Origin of the sequence: Paenibacillus dendritiformis (assembly GCF_015845845.1) — a bacterium.
Classification (GTDB): domain Bacteria; phylum Bacillota; class Bacilli; order Paenibacillales; family Paenibacillaceae; genus Paenibacillus_B; species Paenibacillus_B dendritiformis_C.
The window spans coordinates 16,724-33,625 of sequence record NZ_LDIG01000195.1 but is presented as its reverse complement, the minus strand read 5'-3'; the positions used below and the strand labels follow the sequence as shown (position 1 = coordinate 33,625).

Sequence of the window (16,902 nt, the reverse complement as noted above, 5' to 3'; positions counted from 1 at the left end):
GGTGTCATGGGGGTACATTATGTGCTGGATACGGCGGATGTTCCCGAAGGCGGTCATGCCGTCGTCCAGGTGGAAGGCCGCGAAATCGGAATTTTCCGGATCGACGGGGAGTTCTATGCGCTCCATAATTATTGTCCGCATCAGGGGGCGCCGATGTGCTCCGGTCTGGTCTCCGGCACGAATCTTCCATCGGGCGTCTATGAGTACGAATACAGCCGGAAGGGCGAGATTTTGCGCTGTCCGTGGCACGGGTGGGAGTTCGATATCAAGACCGGGAAGTCGCTGTTCAGCGACCGGACGCGGGTGAAGACGTATGAGCTGGAGGTGGCGAACGGGAAAATCGGCGTCGTGCTGGGGAAGTAAGCGCACGGCGTCTCGTTTGCGCCTGGCGCGCCCCGGGCGGCTCATTGCCAGACGGCTACAAATGATATAACATATATGTTATATCAACAAGTAAGGATGGATTGGAATGGGCTATGATTCTCGTTCGCCATTATATGTGCAGGTGCACCGGTACATCGAAGAACGAATTCGTCGAGGCGTGTTGAAGCCGAATGACCGGATTCCGACGGAAAAGGAACTGATGGAGCAATTCAAGGTCAGCCGGATCACGGTAGTGAATGCACTTTCGGCTCTTGTCAAGGATGGCTGGATCTACCGCGTTCCCGGCAGAGGAAGCTTCGTCGCCAATGACCTGCCGGCCGAGCTGAACGGGGAAGCGTCCGAAGCGGCGGCCTTGGCCGTTCCGGCGGAAGGACAGCCGAACCGGACCGAGCCTGTTCCGGGCCGAACGATCGGCTTTGTGATGCCGACGTTGGAGGATTATTTCGCGATGCGTCTCATCAATGCGGTTCAAGATACGCTGCGGACGCACGGGTATTCGCTCGTGATCGCATTAAGCGGCGGCTCCAAGGAGCGGGAGGAGCAGCAGATCCGCGATTTTATCGCGATGGGCGTCAGAGGCCTGCTGCTGTTCCCGGCCGATGAAGAAACTTATAATGAAGAAATTTTGTCGTTGAAGGTCAACGGCTTTCCGTTTGTGCTGATCGATCGGTATTTGCGGGGCGTCGAGACGCATTTTGTCTGCTCGGACAATCGGGCCGGAGCCCGGATGGCGGTCGATCATCTGTGGGAGAACGGCCATCGCCATATCGCGATCTGCACGAATGCGTATCGGGAATGCGTCAGCGTGCATGATCGGATCTCCGGGTATATGAGCGCCTTTGAACGGCATGGCGGCATGATCAACCCGTCGCTTATCGTGACCGGCTTCTCGCTCCCTGCCGGGGAGGAAGGGGACGATTCGGAGCTGGCGCGCCATATGAAGAGCGGGATCGCGAGCGCGTATATCGCGCTGGACGGGAAGCTGGGCATCCGGATGACGCAGATGGCGAAGCGGTTCGGCTTGCGGGTGCCTGAAGATATTTCGATCCTCACCTTCGACAATCCGGAGAACGATGAAGATGAGGAGAGCTTTTTCACTTATATTTATCAAAATGAAATGGAAATCGGGCGGCAGGCAGCGACGATTCTGACTGAGATCATCGAGCGGCGGGAGACGGACGGCGAGTACCGCAAAGTCATTCTCCAGCCTGAGCTGATCATCGGCCGTTCGACCGGGCCTTGCTTGCGTCCGAATCATGCGCGCCCCTAAAAAAATCGCCAATCCCGTGAACGAGATTGGCGAAGCTTGCTTTTGCCGTCGGATTCATGGCCTTCAAGCGGTCTTCATATTTGCACCAAGGTCAGCACGGCGAAGAAATGGGCGACCGAGCCGGCTAACACGAATAAATGCCAAATCATATGATGAAACGGAAAGCCCCGCCACACATAGAATACGGTGCCCGCCGTATAGAGCAGCCCTCCTGTAACAAGCAGGGTCAACCCGGTTCCGGGCATTGCCGCCGACAGCGGGTTCCATGCCATTACGATAAGCCAGCCCATGGCGATATAGAGAAAGGTCGACAGGAAGAGAAAGCGCTTCGTGAAGAAGGCCTTGAACACGATCCCGGCCACGGCCAGCGTCCAGACGACCGCGAACAGGCTCCAGCCCAGCATCTTCGGCAAGGCGATGAGGACAAACGGAGTGTACGTTCCGGCGATAAAGACGTAGATCGAGGCGTGATCGAACGTCTCGAACAGATCCTTCACCCGGCCTTCCGGAAAGCTGTGCACCAAGGTCGACGATGTATAGAGCAGCAGCATGGAAATGCCGTAAATCGTAAAGCTGACGACGTGAATCGGTTCGCCATACAATGCGGCGAAGACGATAAGCAGGGTCAAGGCGGCAACGCTAAGAACGGCGCCGATGCCATGGGTAATGGCGTTGGCGATCTCTTCCCCCCGCGTATAGGTATGGGTATTGGCCATAAGCGAATCTTCCTCTCTGCCCGCTGGTATTCGATACCTTCATTGTATAAGACGACAGTGGCGTCTGCAAATCCTTGCGAACGGCTTTACTTATTTTTTAACGATCCAAAGATGGATATGTATGTTGTTAGCGGAAACGTAGCGTTCAGGCTGGATACTCTGGAGAGGAGGACATGGATGAGCAGACTGGTTATAGGAACGGCAATCGGTTGTGCCGCAGCGATGGCGCTAATAATCATGTATTCGTACATCGGAGAGTTCGCCTACTTCATTGGAATCGGAGCGATGATCGGAATGATTAGCGTTGTGCTGATGAATCAGCGTGGGGAGGTCCATGCGAAGCAGCGTCAAGCGATGCGGCGGCAGGAATGGATGGAACGGAACCGGAGCCGCGTGGAGCAGGAATCGGCAGAAAAATAAGGAACAGCGCCCCCGCCCTTCCGGCAGGCCATTCGGCGCTGTTCGGCTTTCTTATTCGGCACAATCTGGGTGTGCGGCTTGCGTGTCCACGTGTTGCGGACGATGTCGGGGTTGATGCCGCCGGAACGCTCGATTTTGCGGCGTTGGCGTTTGGCTTTGCTCATGGGAGCAGCCTCCTTTACAATATACATAGAATAGGAAGAACGAAAAAATCCTCCATGCTTCAGAGTAACTCACTTTGAAAGGCAATTCAAGCAAAATGGCAGTCAGATTCGCAAAAGGAGCGTTAGGCCATGATTATGCGTACACGGAATGGGGAACGGGTTCTTATTCAACAGCATGACCACGGATTTATTTCCGGAGAAGCGGCAAAGCATTTCGATCCTGCCTTGGCCGGGGGAACGGAGCGCTGGGAGGAGGTCGTATTGGCCGCCTACGAGCATGATCGCAGTTGGATCGGTCTCGATCATACGCCGGTATGGAACGATGCGGATGCGGAGCCTTTTACGTTTATGGATTACCCGATTGTGCCGAAGCTGGCCTTTTATCGGATTGGGCTGGACGAGATCGAACGGATGAATGCGTATGCGGCGCTACTGTGCAGCCTGCATTTCGTGTCTTTCTTCCGTACGGAGGAGCAGCCCGAGATTATCCAGTTTTTGCGGCATGAACGGTCTCGTCAGGCGCGGATTCGCGAGCAGCTGGGCGGGCTTGACGATCAAGCGGTGACGGAGCATTTTCGGCTGCTGCAGTTCTGCGACGATCTCTCCTTATATGTCTGCCTGAATGAGCCCGGGACAGCCAAGGAAGACGAATTTCCTTGGTACCAGGACGGCTTCGAGCGGACGGAGGCGTTCAATCCGGAGACGGGGACCCAGCTCGTCGCGGAGTGGGCCAGCGAGACGGAGGTGCGGGTCACGCCGTTCCCGTTCATCGCGCCGTTCACGACGAAGCTGCGTTCCAAGACGGTGCCGGACGCGCTGGTGGAAGCGATGGGCATCGGCAAGGCTTACCGCCAGACCGAATGGACCGAGCAGACGTTGAGTTTTATCCGGTAAGAGGGAAGTCTTTTAATGGAATGATCGTTTTCTTATGAATACGGCTTAATGACGGCAAGAACCCGCTGCTATGGGAGGACGGCAGAGGGTTCTTTGTGTTTAGAAGAGGTTCGGCTTTCTGTTCGAATCTATTTTTCCAGTAATAAGGAAGAGCTTCAACCAGCGGCCCTTGTATAGATGGATGAGTTAAAGAGAAATATAGATGAATATGGAAGCTTCAGCAGTTTAGACTGCGGCGTAGTCGTCCGGCGCGACTTCGCCCGATCGCCGTGCTTCGATCGTGAATTTATTGTACAATAAAGGAAACTCTACCTGACGCGCGGACATGCCTGACCTGATCGCCGGGTATTCTTGTCTTCGGCCCGATAAGGGGGGGCGTCCGAGGCTAGTGTGAAGCGTCAAGTTCTGTTTCTATTGCGACCCGACCGGTGTGGTTCATCAGCTTACCGGGTACGAGGTCATCCATTCCACGGAAAGGAAGGAGAAACACCGATGAACAAAGAACAAATGGAGCGAATTCATACGGGAAAGGGTTTTATTGCAGCGTTGGACCAGAGCGGAGGAAGCACGCCAAAGGCGCTGCTGCAATATGGCATTAAGGAAGACAGCTACTCGAATGACGAAGAAATGTTCGAGCTGGTTCATGCCATGAGAACGCGGATTATTAAAAGTCCGGCATTTGATTCTAAGTATATTTTGGGCGCCATCTTGTTCGAGAATACGATGGATCGCAAGATTGATGATCAATTTACCGCCGACTACCTATGGGAAAAGAAAGGGATTGTCCCTTTTTTGAAGGTCGATAAGGGACTGGCCGAGCTGGAGAATGGCGTTCAGTTGATGAAGCCGATCCCGGATTTGAACGACCTGTTAAAGCGGGCGGTGGATAAGCATATTTTTGGGACAAAAATGCGTTCGGTGATTAAAGAGGCCAACGAGGATGGAATTCGCAACGTCGTCGAGCAGCAGTTCGACATCGGCAAACAAATCTTGGCGATGGGGCTCGTGCCGATTATTGAGCCTGAGGTCGATATTTACAGCAAGGATAAGCAGCAATCGGAGCAAATCCTGAAAGATGAGCTGCTCAAGCAATTGTCCGCTCTCGATAAGGACGTACGCGTGATGCTGAAGCTGTCCATACCGACCGAAGATAATTTTTATCGCGAGCTGATCGAGGAGCCGCATGTGCTTCGGATTGTCGCTTTGTCGGGCGGTTACGATCAAAGGGAAGCGAATGAAAAACTGGCCCGGAATCACGGCTTGATCGCCAGCTTCTCGCGCGCCTTGTCGGAAGGCTTGACAGCCCAGCAGACCGACGAAGAATTCAATGCGACGCTGTCCCGATCCATCCAAGCCATTTACGAAGCATCCATAAGCTGATGCTTGCCAGAGAGTTATCCTATTAAGTGTAAACACGCCTATCCAGGCGTGTTTTTTTCGCTTGCGGGCTCTAAGGAGCGGGAGCTGAAGCATCGGGTCAAAGGTACGTTTTTGTTGGAACATTCCTAAATCCAGACCGTAGTAGTAAGTATAGAGTGTTAACTGCTGGACCTTATTCATCTAACTACGTTAATTATAAAGGTGGGGGTGGGAACATGTCGGAACGTTTTTGGAAGAAGCTGTTGAAAAAGGGGTTCTCGGTTGAATTGGATCGACTCCCCCAAAATAAGCAGGAGTTTTTAGATGAAATTGAGCGCTATTGCATCAAAGAAAAGGTGACTTACGAATTTATCGAACGCGATAAACCGGCGATTATTTCGATAGACAATGTCGTATATCAATGCCAGGTGGAAAACGCGGGACGCCCCGGTTTTGTGCTCCATTTCAAAGAAATGTAAAATAGAACGCATCCTAATATGGCTGCGCCAGACTGTCTACAAAGTCCCGTCGATAGTTATTTTCTTAGGATGGGTGGGGTCGGGGAAGGCAGAACAGGTTAGGTTAGGGCAAGTTGGTCCGCGCATGAAGCAAGCTGTTCCCCGCATGAAATTGCTGCACAGGCGCAGCATTTTTAACCTCAAGAGGCTAAATTCCGAGAAAATCCTGCAAAATTACATTATTTCGCCATTTTTGATGCTATTTATGCCTTGCCGTAGGGTAATTGCTGTATTTTTGCAGCAATCCTATTTTCGCATCCTCGTCTCAATGAAATTGCTGCATTCTTGCAGTATTGGCGGAGCAGATGACTAGAGTGGCGGGAGAGACTGCAGCTTTAGAGGAGTGGATCACCGGAGCTGCGGACGTTCTGGGCGGGAACGATGGAAGAAAGAGAGGTATTTGCGAACTTATCGGACCTTGAAGGGCGTTTCGGAGCGGTTGCACGCCCGAGCGGATCATCACCATCCGCTCGCCGCGGCTGAATGATGAATTTTTTGCGTTCTGCCGCAGCAATCCGTGTCTGCCGGACTTCATCCCGCTTCATTTCTATCCGCATGACCATATCGAGGAGGGGGCTTCCCGCCGAACCGCGCGCTCCGCTGCGGCTCCCGTTGCATCCGTACCGCCAAATATTGGAGGAGTTCATGGGGACTCTTCCTAATCCGGATGATTTGCGGGATATGCTTGCGCAGGTGATGAGGCTGCTGGCCGAGCAAGGGCTGTCTGACAAGGAATTGGTTCTCACGGAATGGAATTCGGCCGCCTATCGGGGAATTGACGATGACACCGTGTATAAGGCGGCCTATCTCGCCAAAACCATTGTCGACAGTCTGACGGAGCCTAATACGGCTGCGCTTTTTTTGTGTCTAAAAGGATGAACCCGCTGCCCAAACAGCCGGCCCTACTGTTTTTGTTCTCCTCTTATGTGAATATCCGATAGGGCCTCGAAGCACAATTTGGGCTGATCCATCATGAGCATATGTCCGGCATTCGGGATGAGATATAAATTTTTGTCTGGAGCGGTTATCTCCGCAAAATAGTTCTCGGCAATGACAAATGGAGCCTGCCAATCGCGGCCGCCCAATAAATAGTAAACGGGCACCTGATACTCTGCGGCTTCCAAGGTCAGATCAAAGTCGGCTAAATAATCGAACAGTTGTTGATTGGTCTGGAATGCCTTTTTAAAGGAAGAGATATCGGACAGCTTGAAAATCGGACTTGTCAGAGCGGTTAGCCAGATCCCGAAATCGATCTTTAGCGCTAACTTATACTGGGCCTGAAGCTTTCGCACCGCGTCGCATTTTTGCAGAAAAGCCCGGTCAAACACGATTTTGCTGCCGGGATATTCCCCTATTTTCGCCAGCTTCTTCAGAGATTTTTTGTCGCCGGCCTGTTCGATCATTTCTTTCACCTTGTTGTAGCCGACCTGCTCATTTTGAAGCATATTCACGACCTGCGCGGCTCCGATATAATAGGCCACGTCTTCGGGGTGACGCCGAATATATACGGACCCCAACACACTTCCCCAGGAGTGGCCGAATACAACGATTTTTTGCTTGTTGTAGTTCTCCTTCAAATAGCGGATAACCTCGGATACATCCTGAAGCATCAAATCTATGGTAGGAAGCTTGGCGGGATTTCGAGTCAAGGTCTTTCCCGTTCCGCGTTGATCCCAATGGACTACCGTATAGATTTCCTCCCATTTTTCCTGAAAGACCCGCGTGAACAACGATTTCGCTGCTCCGGGCCCCCCGTGCAAAAACAGCATGACCGGATTATCGCAGCTTGCTCCCGAGTGAAACAGAAATTGATCGATACCATTGATCGATACATACTCGGTGTAAAAAATCTCCCTTTTCAACCTGTTTTTCATCTGATCACCCTCCAATTAGACATTATACTGTCTATTATGGAGGTAAAATTTGGAGTGCTCAAGAAGAATAAGCTATGATATACCTTAAGAAAAAAATGACTGGAGGCAGAACCCGATGATGAAGCCGCGGATTACGGTACTAACCTTAGGTGTGGCTTCAGTTCGTCTGAAATGGGCAGGGGGGCGCTGCGTCTCATCTTTTCGAAGGAGAGTTCATCTCTCTAGGGGGAGCGTAGACGCTCTTTTTATATGTGACAATTATGAAAACAATTTCAAAATGACGTCATAAATAATTAGATGCCGCCAATATGCTTTTATATATTGCGTATTATATGTTTATATTATACATTAATTCGTAAGGATAAAATATACAACTTTGTTTTTGGGGGAGTCGAGATGAATCAAGAACTGGGTAGCAGCGGAATGGGGAGGATAACCGTGATCACGAAAAACAAGGAAAAAACTCAATTAGCCAATGTGCATGTGGACGAATCTCACCGAAATATGGCGGTTGCCAAGCTGGTGGAGTCCGCTCTCCTGAACGGGGAAGGACATCTCACTTCGACAGGCGCGCTGCAAGTGACAACAGGTAAATATACGGGACGTTCTCCGAAGGATAAGTTCATCGTCAGGGAGCCGGGCACGGCTGACCATGTTGCTTGGGGAGAAGTGAATCAGGCTCTCACCCCCGAGCAGTTCGATTCGCTGTATAACAAAACGATCAACTATATGAAGAGCCGCAATCTCTTCGTGTTCGACGGCTTTGCAGGGGCAGACCGGGCCTATCGCCTGCCTGTCCGCTTTATCAACGAATACGCATGGCAAAATTTATTCGTTCGCCAGTTGTTTATCCGTCCAACGGCAGAGGAATTGATGTCGTATGAACCTGAATTTACCGTGATTGCGATGCCGGGCATGAAGGCGGAACCGGCTGTAGACGGCACGAATTCCGAGACGTTCATTTCCATTTCCTTCGAAAGAAAGACGGTCCTCATTGGCGGCACGCACTATGCGGGCGAGATGAAGAAGTCGATTTTCAGCGTGCTGAACTATTTGCTTCCCTTCCGCGGCGTCATGCCGATGCACTGTTCGGCGAATGTAGGGGAGGCTGGAGATACGGCGTTGTTTTTCGGATTATCGGGAACGGGGAAGACGACGCTGTCGGCCGACCCGGATCGCCGCTTAATCGGCGATGACGAGCATGGCTGGTCGGATACGGGCGTATTCAACTTCGAAGGCGGCTGCTATGCCAAATGCATCGGGCTGACGCAGGAGAAAGAGCCGCAAATCTGGAATGCGATCCGATTCGGCGCTGTGTTGGAAAACGTGTGGATTGACGGCAGAACCCGCGTGGCGGACTACAAGAATAACGCACTGACGGAGAATACGCGGGCCGCTTATCCGATCGATTATATTGAAGACTCGATCATACCCGGAACCGCCGGTCATCCGAATGTCATTATCTTTTTGACCGCGGATGCCTTTGGCGTGCTGCCGCCGGTATCCAAGCTGACCAAGGAGCAGGCGATGTATCACTTCCTGTCCGGCTATACCTCCAAGCTGGCGGGTACGGAACGCGGCGTAGCCGAACCGGAAGCGACATTCTCGACCTGCTTCGGCGGTCCTTTTCTTCCGTTGAGACCGAATGTGTATGCGGAGATGCTCGGCGACAAAATCACGAAGCACGGCGTGAAGGTTTATTTGGTCAATACAGGGTGGAGCGGCGGTCCTTACGGAATTGGCGAGCGGATGAATCTTGCGTTCACAAGAGCCATGGTCAAGGCGATTATGAATGGAAGCATCGAGAAGGCCTCCTTCGCTCCTCATCCTGTATTCGGCATGCTTATCCCCGATGCGGTTCCGTTCGTTCCCCAAGAACTGCTCGATCCGAGGAACGTATGGGCGGATAAAGCGGCCTATGATCGCAAAGCGAAGCAGCTCGCGCAGCTCTTTGCCCAAAATTTCGAAAAATTCAGTGGTATAGCGGACGCAATCAAGCATGCCGGCCCGCGGTTGTAGCTGCCGTAAGAAGGGGCTGTCTCCGACGTCATGACAATGACGCAGAGACAGCCCCGATTCATTTCTATGCAAAGAGACGAAGGCCGGTGGATATTGTCATACGTAAAAGGGCGGCGACATATCTTGAAATGATGTTTACCGGTCGGGAACACGATAATTTTGACGGCTTGAACTGCTGCATCACGGTGTAGCCGTCGAGGAAGGAGGCAGTCAGGATGTGTTGTCAGGAAGATGGCGTGCTTGCCGTCGGTTCCGGCCCGATTCTGCACTCTCTTGTTGAAGCATGGTATGAATCCGGATTATCCAAGCTCGCGGTCTGGGTCATCAACCCGGACCCTGCAGACCCGGCTGAACTCGAGAAGCTGCGGGGGCATGCGCTTCGCAGCAACCCGGACGCTTCGCTGCATATTGTTGCCGCAGCCGAAGGCGAGGAAGCGGAGTGGAGGCCGCTCATTCAGCCGTATCGTTTTATTTTGTATGTGTCGCAGCATGGCGATGTGGAGGAGCTTCGGCGGCTTCAGCAAGCCTGTATCGAGGAGCGGAAGCCGATGCTTCCTGCCGTGGCCTTGCAGGGAAGAGGGATGGCCGGCCCGCTGCTTCAACCTGACGGGGAGGGGCGATGGGACTCGGCATGGCGGGGCATCCATTCGTCCATGTTCCCCGTGGAGCGGGACCCGCAGCGCTTCCCGGCTGCGGCTGCAGCCGTGTTATCGAATCTTCTCGTGCATCAATGGCATAAAGCGGTGGCCGAAGAGAACGAAACGGACTGCAGAAATCAATGTTATATCCTGGACCCGGACACGTTAACGGGACTCTGGCATCCCATCCGCCCGCATCCCCTTGTCTCCGGGGTGGAGACGGCCCGTCTGGCGAAAAATATCGAGGAGAGCCTGCAAACAAGTCATGAACCGGCGGATCCGGGAGAATGGTTTTCTTATCTGAGCCGCTTGACTTCTCCGGCAACCGGTCTCTTTCATCTATGGGAGGAGGCGGATATCATCCAGCTTCCGCTGGCGCAGTGTCTTGTTCAAGCGGTTGACCCGATGTCGGAAGGGCCTGCGCAGCTGCTGCCGGCTATCATCCGCGGCGGGCTTACGCACGAAGAAGCGCGGCGGGAGGCGGGACTGGCGGGATTGGAGGCCTATGCCGCCCGCCTGATGCCGCTGCTGTTCCCCGGCTTGCTCTCCTCGCAGCGGGAGGATATCGGCATCGGGGCAGGATGCTCCATCGCCGAAGCGGTGGAACGGGGGTTCAGAGCTTGTCTAACCACGGCATGGAGCAGGCGGATGCGAATGCTTGCGGATAAGCCGGCCGTGGCGCGCATCGAATGCGGGCAGATCGAAGATGTCCGGTGCCGGTATTATTTGCAAGCGCTGCGCATGACAGAGGGAGAGCCTCAGCTTGCCGCCGGCGAGCCGCTGCTCGGCTGTCCGGTCGTGTGGGTTCATTCCGGTTCGTCATGGTATGGCAGCCCAGACCTTGAGCTCACTTTGGCTCTTCGCCATTCCTTGCTGAAAGCATTGACGAAGACGGAGGGCGTGGCCGCTTCTTCTGTCATGTGGAAGGAGGAGAAGGCGCTCCGCATCACGGTAACCAATAGCGATCCGCCCCAGCATGCGCCGCGGATATTAGCGGCCGTTCAGAGATTGAGCCGGCGCCAGCGGCGCCTTGAGGTGTTCGATATGCGGAGCGAATCTTTTCTGGGCACGGGACCGTTCGTAATCTATGGAGTGAGACTCGGAGAGGAGGAATCCCCTTGAGCACTGTCGTTGTCATTGGGGAGGGGATGCTTGCGGACATGGTCTGCCGACGTCTGTCCGGCTTCGCCGTAGCCCGCCGATTGGATTTCAGCGGAGGCATTCCAGAGGCAGAGCTCGCGTTGGTGCTTCAGGATCAAGACAACTCCAGCTTGCATCTTGAAGCGGATGCGGCGCTGCGGCCGCTCGCTATTCCTTGGTTATGCGCTTATGTCTTTTTGGGAGAAGGGGTGATAGGGCCGCTTATGCGTCCGGGAACGGCCGGATGCTTTCAGTGCGCGGAAACGCGGCTCTCTTTGGCGGGAAGCAGCCGCAAAGAGGTGGAGGAAATGTTGATGAAGCTGGTCGCGCCGGATTATGTTCCGGAATATACGGCTGAGATATCCCCGGCGGGATTTCGTTATATGGCGCATATCATCGCGGCAGAAACGGCCAAAGCGCTGCGGGGCGGCACAGCGAATTCGGAAGGACATATTTATTTAATCAACTTCGATAATTTGAGCAGCACCCTCCATTTTGTCCTGCCCAATGGGACTTGTCCGGTCTGCGGCCGCTTGCCGGATGATTCGCCGGAAGCGGCTGAAATAACGCTGAGGCCGTCCCCTAAGCTTGATAACAGCTACCGCTGCCGGCCGCTTAACGAGCTGCGGGAGAGCTTGCTCCGGGATTATTGGGACAGCCGCATCGGAATGTTCAATGACAAGAAATTCGATCTCGTATCCGCCTTTGCCGGCGCGGCCGTCAATCTTCCGCTGGGCTATTATGACGAGGTGACGGGAGGCCGTTCGCATTCGTACGCGGATAGCCAGCTGGCAGCGATACTGGAAGGGTTGGAGCGATTTTGCGGCACGACGCCCCGCGGCAAGCGCACGGTCGTGATCGACAGCTATACCCGACTTCGGGATACGGCGATGGATCCGTCCAGGGCGGGGTTTCATGCGAAGGAGCAATTCGAGCTTCCCGATTTTTCGTTCACGCCATTCGATCCCGAAGCTCCGATGGAATGGGTGTGGGGCTATTCGTTCCTGCAGGAACGCCCCATCCTTGTTCCCCATCTGTTGGCTTATTACAGCCTGGGCTACGGAGGAGGCTTTGCATATGAAACCTCGAACGGGTGCGCGGTCGGAGGAAGCCTGGAGGAGGCGATTTTGTACGGGATTTTCGAAGTGGTCGAGCGGGATTCCTTCCTGATGACCTGGTACGCGAGACTGCCTGTTCCGCGGCTCGATCCCGACTCGTCGGGAGACCGCGAGTTGTCGATGATGCTCCATCGTGTACGGGCGGTCACGGGATATGAGGTGTTGCTGTACAATACGACGATGGAGAACGGAATTCCGAGCATATGGGCGATAGCGAAGGGAAGGGCGGAGCATCACGTGAACCTCGTCTGTGCCGCGGGCGCTCACCTCGACCCGGTCCGGGCGGCGAAGGGGGCCATTTACGAGCTCGCCGGCATGATCCCGGCGGCGGAAGGGCGCTGGAAAAAGCGGGGGCCGGAAGCGGAAGCCATGCTCCAGGATTCGTACCGGGTGCAGCAAATGGAGGATCATGCGCTGCTGTACAGCCTGCCGCAAGCCGAGGAAAGACTCCGATTTTTGCTGGACGAACATCGCCCTGTCCGAACCTTCGCCGAGGAGTTCCCTTCCGTGCAGGCGCATGAAGATTTGCGGGATGATTTGGAGCAGATTCTACAGGTGTTCCGCAGCCTTCAGTTGGATGTGATTGTCGTCGACCAGTCGTCCAGCGAGACGCTCCGCAACGGGCTGCGCTGCGTGAAGGTGCTGATTCCGGGAATGCTGCCTATGACGTTCGGCCATCATCTCCGCCGCCTGGAGGGCCTTGACAGGGTCCTGGAGGTGCCGATGAAGCTCGGGTATGTCAATCGCCGGCTGACGCCGCCGGAGCTTAATCCTTATCCGCATCCGTTCCCGTAACCAATGGCGGAAGTCCCTCTGGATACCTGGAACTCTGCTTCATGAATAGCCAGCCATGGCATGCTTTTTTGTGTGCGGCGGAGCCGCTTATGCGGAGATTCATCGCTCCTCCGCCTCCATCGCCAGTCCAATGGCCCGCATCTGATTGACGCCATGCGTCATCTCTTCCTCCGACAGGCGGGGGAAAGTTCATCCAGGCCGCCAGCGTGCGCTGCTCCAGCAGGTTGCTCGGATGCGGCTCGTACAATGTCTTGGCTCTGGCGAACAACGGGGTCAAGGCTGGAGGCAGCACGGCGTAGCCGATGCGCACATGGGGAAGCAGCGTGCTGCTGAAGCTCCCGACGTAGATGACGCGTCCCTCGCGGTCCAGCACTTTGAACGGCTCCAGCGATTTGCCCCGGTGGCGGAATACGCTGTCGTAACCATCTTCCAGGATAAGAGAATTCGCTCGGCGGCCCAGACCAGCAATTGCTGCCGCCGTTCCAATGTCAGTACCGCCCCGGTTGGATACTGGCGGTTCGGCGTAACCATAAGCAGCTTGGCCTCCCAGTCGTCCGGAATAACCCCTTGCCCATCGACGGGAGCATGGATACAGATTCCGCCTGCGGCTTCAAACGCTCTGGCCGCTCCCGCATAGCCCGGATTCTCCATTACAACCCGGTCTCCGGGGTTGAGCAGCAGCTGGGCGGCCAGGGCGATCGCTTGCATAGAGCCATTGAAGACCGCGATCTGGCTCGCATCGGCCGCGATACCACGGGCCCGCCTTATATATTGGGCAATGCTGTCCCGAAGCCCGGCATCCCCCAGGCTGGAATGGCCGACTTGCTGCTGCTCGCTGCCGGCAAGCATTCTGGCCTGCGCATATAAGCAGCGATTCCATTCTTTGATCGGGAACCATTGCGAATCGGGGCCGGAGGCCTGAAAATCGGCTATTCTTCTCCGTTCCCCGCCGCAGCCGGCCGCATTGTCTTCCCTCCCGTCCGGCTGTTCGTTCAGCCGCTTCCCCCAGTCGGACAGCCTATAGATATCCTGACGGGATAATTCAGCCCGCCCCGGCTCCAGCGGCTGGAACGTGACGAAGGTTCCGCGCCCCACGCCGCTCGTCACATACCCCTCCGAAGATAGCATGTCGTATACTTCGTTGACGGTCCCGCGGGACAGGCCATACAAATGCGGCCATTTCCCGGCTTGAATGCAGTCTTGTACCGGTGACGAGCACTCCCGAGGCGATACAGTCGCGAATGGCAGAATAGAGCGCGAGACGCTTGGACGGATACTTCCGGGTGTACATATGGTAGGGGATATGAAAGTGCATGTCGTGATCCTTTCTCTAAATGGTCTAATAAAATGAATGTAAATTGGCTCTTTTTCCTTGTCAATAAGTGGAGTAAGCTGGATCCTAATAAAGAGATGTCATGGCGAAGCCGGAGGGAGAAGAGCGTATGCGCAGAAAAGAATTTGAAGTGATGGACAGGGCCGAGACGGAACGATTTTTACAGGAGATGAGCTTCGGCATCCTGGGAACGATCCATCCGGATGGCTGGCCGGAGCTTACTCCGCTTAATTTTGTCTACCATAACGATTGCTTGTACTTTCACGGCAGCGCCGGACAAAAAATGAAAAATATGAAAGCCGACCAGAGAGTGACGTTTGCCGTAGCCAAGGAATACGCCATCGTGCCGTCCTATTTTACGAATCCGGAGCTGGCGTGCCCCGCGACCGCTTTTTTTAAGTCCGTGCTCATTAAGGGGTATGCGGAAATATTGACGGATCTTGCCGAAAAAGCGGAGGCGCTCTCGGCGTTTATGCGCAAGCTTCAGCCGGAAGGGGGCTATGATCCGATTGATCCGGAGAACCCGGCTTATACCGGACAGATCAAAAGCACCTCGGTTGTCCGGATCACGGTTCATGAGCTGTCGGCCAAGTACAAATTCGGGCAAAATATGAAGCCGTCCGCTTTCGAAAAGGTGACCGCCGGCTTGCTTGAACGGGATAAGGGGTTGGACCGGGATACTGTGGCCCTGATGGAAGCCTTGTGTCCGCATCATCGAAAAAATGGCGGCAATGAAAACGAAGCAAGGCGAGAATAGCGGATAGCGCGATAGAAGGAAGCATAGGACCCGGCAGGGAATCCGATTGGGACGGATTGCTCTTGCCGGGTATGTGCGTTGCGCAGTCATCCGTATCCGGGTCCGCTGAAGCACGTATAACAAATCTTAAATATGAAGTCCGTCGAACCAGAAAGAGGTTCAATCTGATACAATAGCAGTAGTGTTAATGTTATACAGGGAGTGGGATACATATCCAATGACGAATACAGTCCGAAGTTTTCGAGTTAAAATGATTTTATTTTTTGGGTTGAGCATGCTTTTATCGGGCGTGCTTTCCTTTATGCTCTATAAGATCCTCCAGATCTATTATCTTTCGATCAAATATGAATATCCGCGATTGACACGAATTCGACACTATATGAGAGAGATTGGGGATATGAACTGCTTTTTGCTTGTTTTTATTCCGCTCTCGTTCTTGTTGTTCTTTCTCCTGACCCGACGCTATGCAGCTTATTTTCGCGTCATTTCCAACGGAATCAATCAGCTTGCGAACGGCGACTTCAATAGCCGCATCGAGATTCGATCCAAGGATGAGCTCGGGGGCCTTGCGAGAGACGTCAACTTGGCAAGCGAAAAGCTGCAGCAAGGTTTGGCAAGGGGAGATCTCGCGGAAAACGGCAAGGAGCAAGCGGTATTGAATTTGATCAATGATTTGCGTACGCCGCTGACCTCCGCGGTGAGTCATTTGAACTTGATTCTGCAGGACGAACAGATGTCTGCCGCACAAATGAGACTTTATGCGACCAATGCGATGACGAAATCTCAACGGCTGGAAAAGCTGATCGATGAACTGGACGAAATTATGCGAGTGTGTTACGGCAAGGTGGCAGTCGACAAAAAAACAGTCGATCTGAGCGAGCTTCTCATCCGGTTGAATGAGCAATTATCTCCCTTGTTCAAGAAATACCGGCTCAAAATGCGCATGAATGTGACTCCGCATGTCACGGTGCGGGGCGATGGCGAGATGTTGCAGCGCGTTTTTGAAAATTTGCTGACGAATGCCGCCCACTATGGCAAAAAGGGCGTGTTCATCGATATTCATTGCGGTATCGACGCAAGCGATGCTGTCGTTCAAGCGGTCACTTATGGAGACGGCATTCCCCCGGAGGAGCTGCCGCATATTTTCGATATCTCTTACAACCGCGATAAAGCGCAACCGGATGAGGAGGAGAGTAGCGGTCTTGGCTTGTTCATTGCTAAAAATATTGTGACGCAGCATCAAGGCACCATCACAGCGCAAAGCAATGTCATTCGGACGCTCATTGAAGTCCGGCTTCCGCGGAAAGGCGCGCCTGAGGGGCATCATTAATGTTCCTTTTTTACGAGACGTTATTTGGTTGGGTTGCATCCGATGGGAAGAGCCGGCAAGCCGGAAGAGGCGGCGAAAGCGGTTCTGTTCTTAGCCAGCGATGACGCCTCCTTCATTACGGGCACGACCTTGCTCGTAGATGGAGGATATACCGCGGTCTAAAATAAAGGCAC

The 16,902-nt window shown here is 54.0% G+C and carries 17 protein-coding genes and 1 pseudogene; 13 read left to right on the top strand and 5 right to left on the bottom strand.

Annotation, left to right across the window (positions count from 1 at the left end; genetic code table 11):
- Window positions 1-6 precede the first annotated feature (6 nt).
- Together ABD76_RS19880 and ABD76_RS19875 are read left to right on the top strand one after the other, a co-directional pair.
- Window positions 7-363, top strand: coding sequence for a Rieske (2Fe-2S) protein (locus tag ABD76_RS19880; protein ID WP_197258885.1), 357 nt, complete (start codon window positions 7-9; stop codon window positions 361-363).
- Between the two features lie 106 nt (window positions 364-469).
- Complete coding sequence (locus ABD76_RS19875) at window positions 470-1,654, top strand: GntR family transcriptional regulator (RefSeq protein ID WP_197258884.1); 1,185 nt, start codon at window positions 470-472, stop codon at window positions 1,652-1,654.
- Window positions 1,655-1,728: 74 nt separating this feature from the next.
- On the opposite strand, the gene trhA is transcribed toward ABD76_RS19875, so the two are convergent.
- The gene (trhA, locus tag ABD76_RS19870) at window positions 1,729-2,370 is read right to left on the bottom strand and encodes a PAQR family membrane homeostasis protein TrhA (protein WP_197258883.1); all 642 of its coding nucleotides are present in this window, start codon (window positions 2,368-2,370) and stop codon (window positions 1,729-1,731) included.
- A gap of 177 nt (window positions 2,371-2,547) precedes the next feature.
- Here trhA and ABD76_RS19865 point away from each other — a divergent pair, with 177 nt between their 5' ends.
- The gene (locus ABD76_RS19865) at window positions 2,548-2,790 is read left to right on the top strand and encodes a hypothetical protein (RefSeq protein WP_197258882.1); all 243 of its coding nucleotides are present in this window, start codon (window positions 2,548-2,550) and stop codon (window positions 2,788-2,790) included.
- On the opposite strand, the gene ABD76_RS19860 is transcribed toward ABD76_RS19865, so the two are convergent.
- Window positions 2,718-2,954, bottom strand: a complete 237-nt coding sequence (locus ABD76_RS19860; RefSeq protein WP_197258881.1) for a hypothetical protein — start codon at window positions 2,952-2,954, stop codon at window positions 2,718-2,720. The two genes, ABD76_RS19865 and ABD76_RS19860, sit on opposite strands and share 73 nt — an antisense overlap.
- A gap of 129 nt (window positions 2,955-3,083) precedes the next feature.
- Here ABD76_RS19860 and ABD76_RS19855 point away from each other — a divergent pair, with 129 nt between their 5' ends.
- From ABD76_RS19855 to ABD76_RS19840, 4 genes are all read left to right on the top strand, one after another.
- Complete coding sequence (locus ABD76_RS19855) at window positions 3,084-3,848, top strand: DUF3891 family protein (RefSeq protein WP_197258880.1); 765 nt, start codon at window positions 3,084-3,086, stop codon at window positions 3,846-3,848.
- 492 nt (window positions 3,849-4,340) lie between these two features.
- Window positions 4,341-5,228: a fructose bisphosphate aldolase gene (locus tag ABD76_RS19850; protein ID WP_197258879.1), complete on the top strand. Its 888-nt coding sequence runs from the start codon at window positions 4,341-4,343 to the stop codon at window positions 5,226-5,228.
- 215 nt (window positions 5,229-5,443) lie between these two features.
- The gene (locus ABD76_RS19845; RefSeq protein ID WP_197258878.1) at window positions 5,444-5,686 is read left to right on the top strand and encodes a DUF4318 domain-containing protein; all 243 of its coding nucleotides are present in this window, start codon (window positions 5,444-5,446) and stop codon (window positions 5,684-5,686) included.
- A 684-nt stretch (window positions 5,687-6,370) separates the two neighbouring features.
- Window positions 6,371-6,604 carry a hypothetical protein gene (locus ABD76_RS19840; protein ID WP_197258877.1) on the top strand — a complete coding sequence of 78 codons (234 nt, stop codon included), beginning with the start codon at window positions 6,371-6,373 and terminating at the stop codon, window positions 6,602-6,604.
- A 23-nt stretch (window positions 6,605-6,627) separates the two neighbouring features.
- Here ABD76_RS19840 and ABD76_RS19835 read toward each other — a convergent pair whose 3' ends face one another.
- Window positions 6,628-7,599, bottom strand: coding sequence for an alpha/beta fold hydrolase (locus tag ABD76_RS19835; RefSeq protein WP_197258876.1), 972 nt, complete (start codon window positions 7,597-7,599; stop codon window positions 6,628-6,630).
- A gap of 423 nt (window positions 7,600-8,022) precedes the next feature.
- Here ABD76_RS19835 and pckA point away from each other — a divergent pair, with 423 nt between their 5' ends.
- From pckA to ABD76_RS19820, 3 genes are all read left to right on the top strand, one after another.
- The gene (gene pckA, locus ABD76_RS19830; protein ID WP_206765737.1) at window positions 8,023-9,618 is read left to right on the top strand and encodes a phosphoenolpyruvate carboxykinase (ATP); all 1,596 of its coding nucleotides are present in this window, start codon (window positions 8,023-8,025) and stop codon (window positions 9,616-9,618) included.
- A 215-nt stretch (window positions 9,619-9,833) separates the two neighbouring features.
- Window positions 9,834-11,378 (top strand): hypothetical protein, encoded by a 1,545-nt coding sequence (locus tag ABD76_RS19825; protein ID WP_197258874.1) that lies wholly within the window; start codon window positions 9,834-9,836, stop codon window positions 11,376-11,378.
- A complete protein-coding gene (locus tag ABD76_RS19820) occupies window positions 11,375-13,309 on the top strand; it encodes a TOMM precursor leader peptide-binding protein (RefSeq protein WP_197258873.1) in 1,935 nt (644 codons plus the stop codon). The genes ABD76_RS19825 and ABD76_RS19820 overlap by 4 nt, the downstream gene beginning before the upstream one ends.
- Here ABD76_RS19820 and ABD76_RS29655 read toward each other — a convergent pair.
- Both ABD76_RS29655 and ABD76_RS29650 read right to left on the bottom strand, forming a co-directional pair.
- Window positions 13,281-13,682, bottom strand: coding sequence for a hypothetical protein (locus ABD76_RS29655; RefSeq protein ID WP_242069663.1), 402 nt, complete (start codon window positions 13,680-13,682; stop codon window positions 13,281-13,283). The two genes, ABD76_RS19820 and ABD76_RS29655, sit on opposite strands and share 29 nt — an antisense overlap.
- Window positions 13,583-14,437: an aminotransferase class I/II-fold pyridoxal phosphate-dependent enzyme gene (locus ABD76_RS29650; protein ID WP_242069662.1), complete on the bottom strand. Its 855-nt coding sequence runs from the start codon at window positions 14,435-14,437 to the stop codon at window positions 13,583-13,585. The genes ABD76_RS29655 and ABD76_RS29650 overlap by 100 nt, the downstream gene beginning before the upstream one ends.
- A gap of 314 nt (window positions 14,438-14,751) precedes the next feature.
- Here ABD76_RS29650 and ABD76_RS19810 point away from each other — a divergent pair, with 314 nt between their 5' ends.
- The 3 genes and pseudogenes from ABD76_RS19810 to ABD76_RS19800 form a co-directional block, all read left to right on the top strand.
- The gene (locus ABD76_RS19810) at window positions 14,752-15,399 is read left to right on the top strand and encodes a pyridoxamine 5'-phosphate oxidase family protein (RefSeq protein WP_197258872.1); all 648 of its coding nucleotides are present in this window, start codon (window positions 14,752-14,754) and stop codon (window positions 15,397-15,399) included.
- 217 nt (window positions 15,400-15,616) lie between these two features.
- On the top strand, window positions 15,617-16,729 hold the full coding sequence (locus tag ABD76_RS19805) for a HAMP domain-containing sensor histidine kinase (RefSeq protein ID WP_197258871.1): 1,113 nt from the start codon (window positions 15,617-15,619) through the stop codon (window positions 16,727-16,729).
- Window positions 16,730-16,747: 18 nt separating this feature from the next.
- Window positions 16,748-16,891, top strand: a pseudogene (locus tag ABD76_RS19800) (SDR family oxidoreductase); the annotation flags it as partial.
- Between the last annotated feature and the right edge of the window lie 11 nt (window positions 16,892-16,902).